General features: G+C 73.3%; 6 protein-coding genes. 5 read left to right on the top strand and 1 reads right to left on the bottom strand.

Features of this window, described 5'->3' with window-relative positions:
* Positions 1–249: 249 nt before the first annotated feature.
* The 3 genes from ACZ6ZR_RS21235 to moeZ all read left to right on the top strand — a co-directional run bounded on the left by ACZ6ZR_RS21235 (position 250) and on the right by moeZ (position 3198).
* A complete protein-coding gene (locus tag ACZ6ZR_RS21235; RefSeq protein ID WP_465644435.1) occupies positions 250–816 on the top strand; it encodes a hypothetical protein in 567 nt (188 codons plus the stop codon).
* Positions 817–876: 60 nt separating this feature from the next.
* Positions 877–1836 carry an NAD-dependent epimerase/dehydratase family protein gene (locus ACZ6ZR_RS21230; RefSeq protein WP_465644434.1) on the top strand — a complete coding sequence of 320 codons (960 nt, stop codon included), beginning with the start codon at positions 877–879 and terminating at the stop codon, positions 1834–1836.
* A gap of 183 nt (positions 1837–2019) precedes the next feature.
* Positions 2020–3198, top strand: coding sequence for an adenylyltransferase/sulfurtransferase MoeZ (gene moeZ / locus ACZ6ZR_RS21225; protein ID WP_465644432.1), 1179 nt, complete (start codon positions 2020–2022; stop codon positions 3196–3198).
* A 59-nt stretch (positions 3199–3257) separates the two neighbouring features.
* Here the strand turns inward: moeZ and ACZ6ZR_RS21220 are convergent, their stop codons facing one another.
* Positions 3258–5861 (bottom strand): flippase-like domain-containing protein, encoded by a 2604-nt coding sequence (locus tag ACZ6ZR_RS21220; RefSeq protein ID WP_465644430.1) that lies wholly within the window; start codon positions 5859–5861, stop codon positions 3258–3260.
* Between the two features lie 143 nt (positions 5862–6004).
* Between ACZ6ZR_RS21220 and ACZ6ZR_RS21215 the strand changes: the two genes are divergently transcribed.
* Together ACZ6ZR_RS21215 and ACZ6ZR_RS21210 are read left to right on the top strand one after the other, a co-directional pair.
* The gene (locus ACZ6ZR_RS21215) at positions 6005–6331 is read left to right on the top strand and encodes an MGMT family protein (protein WP_465644428.1); all 327 of its coding nucleotides are present in this window, start codon (positions 6005–6007) and stop codon (positions 6329–6331) included.
* 31 nt (positions 6332–6362) lie between these two features.
* On the top strand, positions 6363–9671 hold the full coding sequence (locus ACZ6ZR_RS21210; protein ID WP_465644426.1) for an ATP-dependent helicase: 3309 nt from the start codon (positions 6363–6365) through the stop codon (positions 9669–9671).
* Positions 9672–9763 lie beyond the last annotated feature (92 nt).

The raw sequence follows: 9763 nt of genomic DNA, 5'->3' as shown, positions 1-9763 counted from the left end.
GCGGCGCGGGGGTCGTTGGCGGTGCTGTGCGGCGGGTGGCTGGCGTGGGCGGCGAGTCGCCCGGCGGGGCTGCTCGGGAGTGGTGATGCCGGGGGCGCGGGGAACTGCGCGCGGCGGAAGGAGGGGGACCGTGTGCCGGGTGCGGACGATCAGTTGCAAGTGGAGCTCCGTACCCGGCAGACGGGTCGGCGCCTTCCGCCGCGCGCAGTTCCCCGCGCCCCCGGTGGTGTAACCACGTTCGTCGGGGGAGTGGGGTGGGCGCTGGCGGTGGTGGTGCCGGTGGTGGGTGGGGGGTCGGCCGGGGTGGTGTTCGGGGTGGCGGCGGGGGTCGGGGCCGGGGTGGCGGAGTGGGTGGTCGGGTGGCTGCGCCGGGTGGGCCGGGGGCATCTCGGTGCGGCTCGGACGATCGCGGACTTCCGGGCCCGGATGCGGCCCGTGCTGCCGGTCGCGGTCGGGCTGTACGTCCTGGCCGTGGCCGCCCTCGGATTCGGTGGCCTGGTGCTGCTCACCGCGGCCGGGCCGGCCGTCGACGGGGGCCTCTTGTACGGCGCGCTGCACCGGGCCGCCGGCCCGCAGTGGGCCGGGCAGGCCGCCTTCGGGGCGGTGCTGCTCCCGGCCGTCGTCCTGCTCCGCGGCGGGCACCCGGCCCCGGCCGTGGCCGGCCTGGCGGTGGCGGGGGCGGGTGGTGCCCTGCTGGCGGTGGCTCAACCCGGGGCTCCGGATGCCCAGTTGCTGGCGTGCGCCCCGGTGGCGGCCGTGCTGCTGCCGTACGCGTGGCTGGTGCTGGGCCGCCCGGGCGCGCACCGGGACCCGTGATGTCCGGCTCCCTCGTACCTCTTCTTGTCTGCAAATGGATCTCGTGGAAGGACACCCCAGATGAGGGTGCTGCTGTTGGGCGCCGACGGTTTCATCGGCCGTCGTGTCGCCGAACGTCTGCTGGACGAACCGGACCTCCAGGTCACCGTGCTGGGGCGGCGGGATTCGGCCGACATCCGGTTCGACCTGACGGCGGGGAGCCCGGGTGCGCTGGCCCGCTTCCTGGACGCGGTGGCGCCGCAGGTGGTGATCAACTGCGCGGGGGCGACGTACGGCAGCTCGCGGATGCTGATCCGGTCGAACACGCTGGCGGTCGCCACCGTCTGCGAGGCGATCCGGCGGAGCCGGGAGCCGGCCAGGCTGGTGCACATCGGGTCGGCCGCGGAGTACGGGCCGATGCCCGCCGGGGTGCCGATCTCGGAGCACGCCGAGCCGAGGCCGTCCGGCCCGTACGGGGTGTCCAAGCTGGCCGGGACGGAGCTGGTGCTGGCCAGCGGCCTGGACGCGGCGGTGCTGCGGGTGTTCGACGTGGTGGGGCCGGGCTCGCCGGCCGCCTCGCTGTTCGGGCGGCTGGCGGAGGGGCTGCGCCGGGCGCTGGAGCAGGGCGAGCGGCAGGTGCGGATGCCGGACCTGTCCGGATACCGGGATTTCGTGGACGTCCGGGACGTGGCCAGGGCGGTGCAGTCGGCGGCCGTCTCGGCGGCCACCGGGGTGATCAACATCGGCAGCGGCCACGCCGTCCGGGCCCGGGACGGGGCACAGCTGCTGCTCCGGGCGGCCGGGTTCGAGGGCTCCATCAGCGAGGACGCCCGGCCGTCGGTGCTGCCGGGCCAGTCCGGTCCGGTGGCGCCGGTGGGGGACCACCCGCCGCAGTACCCGCCGTTCCGGCCGGGGGGTGAGCCGGTGCAGTGGCGGCAGGCCGACGCCCGGACCGCCAGGGACCGTCTCGGCTGGCGGACACAGGTGCCGCTGGAGGAGTCGCTCGGGGACATCTGGCTGGAGACCGCCTGCCGGGTCTGACCCTTCACCGCCCGCTCCCACCAGGGGTGTTGCGGGAATCCGGCGCGGTCCCACGATCCGGCGGAGGGTGTCTCACCAGGCGGACCTGCTGTCTCGGAATACCTCGGTCGAGTGACACTGTTGGCGTAGCTGAGCCACTTCGGTGGCCCGCCAAGCCCCGAACTGACGACCATCGGAGTCACTGTGTCGCTGCCACCCCTGGTCGACCCGGCCGACGAGCTCACCATCGACGAGGTCCGCCGGTACTCCCGCCACCTGATCATCCCCGACGTCGGGATGGCCGGGCAGAAGCGGCTGAAGAACGCCAAGGTGCTCTGTGTCGGCGCCGGCGGCCTGGGCTCGCCCGCCTTGATGTACCTGGCCGCCGCCGGTGTCGGCACGCTCGGCATCGTCGAGTTCGACACGGTGGACGAGTCCAACCTCCAGCGGCAGATCATCCACGGCCAGTCGGACATCGGCCGCTCCAAGGCCGAGTCGGCGAAGAACTCCGTGCTGGAGATCAACCCGTACGTCAACGTGATCCTGCACGAGGACCGCCTCGACAACGACAACGTGATGGAGATCTTCTCCGGCTACGACCTGATCGTCGACGGCACCGACAACTTCGCCACCCGGTACCTGGTGAACGACGCCGCGGTGCTGCTCGGCAAGCCGTACGTCTGGGGCTCGATCTACCGCTTCGACGGCCAGGCCAGCGTGTTCTGGGCCGAGCACGGCCCCTGCTACCGCTGCCTCTACCCGGAGGCCCCGCCGCCGGGCATGGTCCCGTCCTGCGCCGAGGGCGGCGTGCTCGGGGTGCTCTGCGCCTCGATCGGCTCGATCCAGGTCACCGAGGCGATCAAGCTGCTGGCCGGTGTCGGCGAGCCGCTGCTGGGCCGTCTGATGATCTACGACGCCCTGGAGATGAACTACCGTCAGGTCAAGATCCGCAAGGACCCGAACTGCGCGGTCTGCGGTGAGAACCCGACGGTCACCGAGCTGATCGACTACGACGTCTTCTGCGGCGTGGTGTCGGAGGAGGCCCAGGAGGCCGCCGCCGGTTCGACCATCACCTCGAAGCAGCTCAAGCAGTGGCAGGACGACGAGGAGGACATCTTCCTGGTCGACGTCCGCGAGCCCGGCGAGTACGAGATCGTCTCGATCCCCGGCGCCACGCTGATCCCGAAGAACGAGTTCCTGATGGGGAACGCGCTGGAGTCCCTGCCGCAGGACAAGAAGATCGTGCTGCACTGCAAGTCGGGCGTCCGCTCGGCCGAGGTGCTGGCCGTCCTCAAGTCGGCCGGCTTCTCCGACGCGGTCCACCTGGGCGGCGGCATCCTCGGCTGGGTCAACCAGATCGAGCCGCACAAGCCGTCCTACTGACGGTCCGTCGGAATGCGGAAGGGGCGGGTGGCCGGTGGCCGCCCGCCCCTTCGGCGTTGCTAGAGCGCGTCCTTGCGCTGGAGGACGTTGTAGCAGATCCAGCCCGGGATGACCGGGAGCCAGAAGGTCAGGGCGCGGTAGAGGAAGACCGCCGGGGTGGCGACGGTGGGCGGGACGTTCGAGGCGATCAGTGCGGCGAACAGGGCGAGTTCGACGGCGCCGATGCCACCAGGGGTCGGGATGGCCGATCCTGCGGCGTTGGCGGTCAGGAAGACCACCGCGACGGCGGAGAAGCTCATCGTGTACCCGAAGGCCCGGACCGAGGCGTCCAGGCAGGCGGTGAACGACAGGGTCAGCAGCAGGATGCCGCCGAAGCCGGTGATCAGCTTGCTCGGGTTCCGCATCAGGTCGAGCATCCGGGGCACCACACCGAAGAGCAGCCCACGCAGTCGGGTCACCACGAAGCGGCGCAGTGGGGCCACCGCCGCGATCACCAGCGAGAGCACGGCGGCGCTGAGCACGCCGATGATCAGGGCCCGGGAAGCGCCGAACTCGCCCTCGCGCTGCTGACCGGTGATCAGGCCGAAGGTGAAGAGGAGGAGCAGGTGCCCGGCCAGGCCCGCCAGCTGGGAGGCGCCGACGCTGGCTGCGGCCTGGACCGGGCGGATGCCGGCCTTCTGCAGGTAGCGGGTGTTCAGCGCGATGCCGCCGATCGCGGCGGGCGCGACCAGCTTCACGAAGGAGCCGGCCACCTGCGCGGCCACCGTTCGGGAGAAGGGCAGGCGCTCCAGCACGAAGCCGGTGAGGCTCATCGAGGCCGCGATGTAGGTCAGCGCCGAGGCGGCCAGCGCGGCCGCCGCCCAGGCCCAGTTCATCTGGTCCAGGTTGAACTGCTCGGGCTTGATCGCGGTCAGCGCGAAGTACGCGGCGAAGGCCAGGGCCACCACCGTGATGACGGTCTTCGGCTTGAGCCGCTCGATCTTCTCGGGGGCCAGCGGCGCCTCGGGGACGACCTGGAGGATCTGGCCGCGGATCCGGCTGAGCAGGTCCTCGCCGGCGATCGCGATGTCCTCCTCGGCCTGCTGCTGGGTCCGTTCACCGGAGGCCACCTGCTCCAGCGCCAGGGCCTGGGCGGTGGACTTGCGGTCCTTGTTCAGCCTGCCGAGGTCGAGCCGGGTGGTGCGGCTCAGCCCGACCGGCTGGAGCAGCGGGAGCGAGGCGGCCACCCGGTCGGCGCCGAGGACCAGGTTGGCGGTGGCCACCGCGCGCTCGGGGCCGACCCGCAGGGCGAAGGTGGTGAGCAGCTGGGCGATGTCGATCCGCAGCGTGAGGTCGCCGGCCGCGATGTCGCCGCCCGAGAGGTTCACCAGGTAGCCGGTCTTCTCGTCGACCACCAGCAGGGACTCGCCGGTGAGGCGGCGGTGCGCGATGCGGCGCTGGTGGAGGGCGTCGGTGGCTTCCCAGAGCGAGGCCATCGCCTCGTCGGTGATCTCCTCGTCGACCAGCTCGTCCAGCGGACGGCCCGTCAGCTTCTCGTAGACCAGGATGGCGGCGTCCGGGCCGAGCTCGGAGGTGGCCACCAGCTGCGGGGCGCGGGCCCCGGAGGCGGTGGCCGCATAGGCGATCAGGGCCTCCTGTTCGAGGGCCTGACGGAGTGACTGGGGGCTGCGCCGGACCGCCACCGAGCGGAGTCTGAGGCGGCGCCAGGCGCGGTAGAAGAAGCCGGAGGCCTGCTGCTCCCGGTCGATCACGTGGACGTCCAGCGGGGGGCCGGAGACCTGGTCCACGTAGTAGCGCCGGGTGCCGCCGGGGGCGTCCGGGGCGACGTGCGCGACGGAGGGGGAGAAGCCGACCTTGCGCAGGCCGATCAGCAGGTGCTGGCCGGTCGGGCGGATGTTCGGGGAGCCGATGGCGTAGAGGGTGGCGTAGGCCACCGACCAGCCGATCAGCACCGTCAGGAGCAGGGAGAGCACGGTGGTGTAGCCGCTGGCCAGCTCGGTCAGGCCGCTGAGCAGCACCACCGACCAGAGGGCCACCCGCCAGCGCGGTCTGCTCGCCATGCCGACGGCGGTCATGTAGGCGATCACCGGCGCCAGGTAGCCGTGCACCGGGTCGGTCAGCGACTGCGATCCGGGCGGGAACTGGGTGAGCGCGCGGCGGATCTCGTTCGGCGCCCCGGCCGCCACCCACCAGTCGACGCCGAGCGAGACGCCGTACGCCAGCACCGAGGCGAGCACGCCGTCGGCGACCCGCAGGCCGTCCCGCTTGATCAGCCGCTCGACCGCGAAGGAGAGCGGCACCGCGAGCACCGCGATGCTGGCCACCAGGCCGGAGACGGTGGTGAGCCAGCTCGGGATGTGCTCGGCGTTGGTGGAGATGTCGGTCTCCAGGCCCGAGGTGGTCGAGACCGCGAAGCGGGCCACCAGGAAGAGGGCCACTATCCCGAGCAGTCCGGCCAGGAACCGGAGCAGGTCCGACGGACGGTGTGCCCGGGCCGCCAGCAGCGGCTCGTCGACGGCGACGTGCTCGCCGTTCGGTGGCTCCTCGGCCACTCCCTCTTCCCCCTTGGTCAGCCTGGCCAACGGCTCCGGAGAGCCGGACGACTGGACGGTGGCGGGCTCCACTGGGCCCTCTTCCACGTCCACGTCTGCCGTCCCGGTCATCTGGTCTTGTCCTCGTATCACCACTCACCGCCCCGACAGATGGTGGCATGCCGGGGGCACCGGTGCGGGACAGGGTCCGCATCGGGCGCGGCGAATCCCCCGGACGGGCTCCGGCTGTCGGTGCTGTTTGGCAGGATGCCAGAGTGACGAACCGTGAGCCGCCGGATGAGCTTCCGACGTACGTCGAGTCGGTGCTCGAACTGACCGAGCGGATCCCGCCGGGCCGGGTGATGACGTACGGGGACGTGGCCGAGTACCTCGGCCAGGGCGGCCCCCGGCAGGTCGGCCGGGTGATGGCGCTGTACGGCGCCGGGGTGCCCTGGTGGCGGGTGATCCGGGCGGACGGGCGTCCGCTGCCGGGCCACGAGCACCGGGCGCTGCCCGAGTACCGGGTCGAGGGCACGCCGCTGAAGACCGTGGGCGGTGAGCCCCGGGTGGACCTCAAGAAGGCCCGCTGGGACGGCGGTTAGCCGATCTTCGACGGGCCGTTAGGCTCGAAGGATGGCTTCTCCGTTCCGTCTGGTCCGCAACGCACTGGCGCAGCCGGTGCCGCCCGTCCTGGACGAGTACCAGCGGGCGGTGGCGGACCACCGGGACGGGCCGCTGCTGGTGCTGGCCGGGCCGGGGACGGGCAAGACCACCACGCTGGTGGAGTCGGTGGTGCGGCGGATCGAGCGCGGCACCGACCCGGAGCGGATCCTGGTGCTGACCTTCAGCCGCAAGGCCGCCGCCGAGCTCCGGGACCGGATGACCGCGCGGCTGGGCAACGGCTCGGCCACTCCGCAGGCCACCACCTTCCACTCCTTCTGTTACGCGCTGCTGCGCGCGCACCAGGCGCCCGAGGCCTACGCCGAGCCGCTGCGGCTGCTCTCCGGCCCGGAGCAGGACGTGATGGTCCGTGAGCTGCTGGCCGGCGGCGCCGAGGACGCCCGGGCGGGGACCTCCCGCTTCGACTGGCCGCTGGACCTGAGGGCCTGTCTGACCACCCGCGGCTTCGCCGACGAGGTCCGCGCGGTGCTGGCCCGCAGCCGGGAGCTCGGGCTCGGCGGCGAGGAGCTGGCCCGCTTCGCGGACGGGGTGCAGCGGCCGGACTGGTCGGCCGCCGCGCACTTCCTGGCCGAGTACCTGGACGTGCTGGACCTGCGCGGGGTGCTGGACTACGCCGAACTGGTGCACCGCGCCGTGCTGCTGGCGGAGCGTCCGGAGGTGGGCGGGGAGCTGCGCGAGAAGTACGACGTGGTGTTCGTGGACGAGTACCAGGACACCGACCCCTCCCAGGTCCGGCTGCTGCGCCAACTCGCGGGCGGCGGGCGGGACCTGGTGGTGGTCGGCGACCCGGACCAGTCGATCTACGCGTTCCGCGGCGCCGACCTGAACGGCATCCTGGACTTCCCGCACGCCTTCCCCCGGGCCGACGGGAGCCCGGCGGAGGTCAAGGTGCTCCGGGTCTCCCGCCGCTCGGGCGCCGTGCTGCTGGCGGCGGCCCGGGAGCTCGCCGGCCGGATGCCGATGGGGCGGCTGCCCGCCGACAAGCTGGCCCAGCACCGGTCACTGCTGCCGTCCCGGGAGGGCGGCCGGGTCGAGGTGTACACCTACCCGACGCCCGGCGCCGAACTGGACTCGATCGCCGACCTGCTGCGCCGGGCCCATCTGGAGGACGGCGTCCCGTGGGGCGAGATGGCGGTGCTGGTCCGGGCCGGTGCCAGGTCCATCCCCGGGGTGCGGCGGGCGCTCGGCGCGGCCGGGGTGCCGCTGGAGATCGACGGCGACGACCTGCCGCTGCGCGAGGAGCCGGCCGTGGCCGCGCTGCTCGCCGCCCTGCGGGTCTGCGCGCACCCGGCGGCGGAGTGCGACGTGGAGCAGGCGCACGCGCTGCTGACCGGGCCGCTCGGCGGGCTGGACGGCTCGGACCTGCGACGGCTCGGGCGGGCGCTGCGGGAGGAGGAGCGGCAGGCGCTGCGGGGTGACGGTTCGGATGGTCCTGACGGTCCGTCGGGTGACGGGCCGGTGGTGGTGCGGTCGGCGGAGGAACTGATCCGGGAGGCGCTGGCAGAGCCCGAGCGACTGGTGGCGATGGAGCCCTCGTACGCCCGGCGGGCGCTGGAGCTCGGCATGCTGCTGCGCAAGGTGCGCGAACTGCTGGCCGGAGGCGGCAGTGCGGAGGAAGGGCTCTGGCAGCTCTGGGACGGCGCGCGCCGCTGGCGGGAGCGCCTGGAGCGGGCCGCACTCCGGGGTGGTGGGCCGGCCGGCCGCAACGCGGACCGGGACCTGGACGCGCTGTGCGCGCTGTTCGACACGGCGGCCAGGGCCGAGGAGCAGTCGGCCGGACACCGGGGCGCCCTGGAACTGCTGGCCGAGCTGGAGGCCCAGGACATCGCCGCCGACACCCTGACCGTGCGGGCCGTCCGCCCGGAGGCCGTCCGGCTGATGACCGCGCACCGCTCCAAGGGCCTGGAGTGGCGGCTGGTGGTGGTGGCCGGGGTGCAGGAGGGCCTCTGGCCGGACCTGCGCCGCCGCGGCTCGCTGCTGGAGGCCGACCGGATCGGCCGGGACGGCCTCGCCGAGCCGCTCTCCCCGGGCGCGCTGCTCGGCGAGGAGCGCCGCCTCTTCTACACCGCCGTCACCCGGGCCAAGGACCGCCTGGTGGTGACGGCGGTCAAGGCGCCGAGCGAGGACGGTGACGAACCGTCACGCTTCCTGCGCGAGCTCTACCGGGAGGAGATCGACCGGCAGACCGGGAAGGTCCTGCGCCGCACCCCTCCGGTGACGGTGGAGGAGGTGACGCACCGTCCGAAGCGGCCGCTCTCGGTGGCCGCCCTGGTGGCCGAACTCCGGGCGGTCACGGTCGACCCGGCACAGTCGCCCGGCCTGCGGCGGGCGGCGGGCGAGCGGCTGGCGGCGTTGGCGGCGGCCGCCGACGAGGAGGGCGTGCCGCTGGTGCCGGCCGCCCACCCCGACCGGTGGTGGGGTCTGGTGGAGCGGACCGAGTCCGCCGTGCCGCTACGGGACCCGGCGGAGCCGGTGCGGCTCTCGGGCAGCGGGCTGGAGCAGCTGGACGGGTGCTCGCTGAAGTGGTTCCTGGAGAAGGACGTCCGGGCGGGCTCGACCACCACGGCGGCCCAGGGCTTCGGGAACGTGGTGCACGCGCTGGCCGACGAGGTCGGCTCGGGGCGCACCCCGGCGGACCTCGCGGTGCTGATGGAGCGCCTGGACACGGTCTGGGACGCGCTGGCCTTCGACGCGCCGTGGAAGTCCCAGCAGGAGAAGGAGCAGGCCCGGGCGGCGCTGGAACGCTTCCTGCACTGGCACGTGCTGGAGCGCGGGCGGGTGACGGTGGCCACCGAGCAGGACTTCGACCTGACGCTGCCGGTGGGGGACGTCTCGGTGCGGATCCGGGGGTCGATGGACCGGGTCGAGCAGGACGCGGCGGGGCGGGTCTACGTGGTCGACTTCAAGACCGGCAAGCAGCTGCCGACCGACAAGTCGCTGCCCGAGCACAAGCAGCTGGCGGTCTACCAGTTGGCGGCCCGGAGCGGGGCGTTGGACGGGGTCGAGGGGCTCACCGGGGCCGAGGTGGGTGGTGCGGAGCTGGTGCACCTGCGGGCGGAGGCCTCGAAGAAGGAGCCGGAGGCTCCGAAGGTGCAGCACCAGGGGCCGCCGTCGGAGCCGTGGATCGAGGGGTTGCTGGCGGAGTCGGCGGGGCGGGTGCTCTCGGAACGCTTCACGCCCAAGGCGAGCGAGGGCTGCGCGCGGTGCGCCTTCCGGGCGTCCTGCTCCGCGCAGCGCGACGGGCGCCAACTCTTGGACTAGTGCCGGGGGCGCGGGGAACTGCGCGCAGGGGAACGGCAGCACGTGCAACTGGTTCGCCTGCCCCGACCTGGCTCTGGTCCGCCTTCCGTACT

Source organism: Kitasatospora sp. NPDC088742, from assembly GCF_055584905.1.
The sequence above is the reverse complement of the archived record's forward strand: the minus strand, read 5'-3'. Positions and strand labels throughout refer to the sequence as shown.

Excerpts from the sequence above, each read along its gene's own strand:
- ACZ6ZR_RS21230 (WP_465644434.1), top strand. The coding sequence starts at position 877 with ATGAGGGTGCTGCTGTTGGGCGCCGACGGTTTCATCGGCCGTCGTGTC.
- ACZ6ZR_RS21220 (WP_465644430.1), bottom strand. The coding sequence starts at position 5,861 with ATGACCGGGACGGCAGACGTGGACGTGGAAGAGGGCCCAGTGGAGCCC.
- ACZ6ZR_RS21210 (WP_465644426.1), top strand. The coding sequence starts at position 6,363 with ATGGCTTCTCCGTTCCGTCTGGTCCGCAACGCACTGGCGCAGCCGGTG.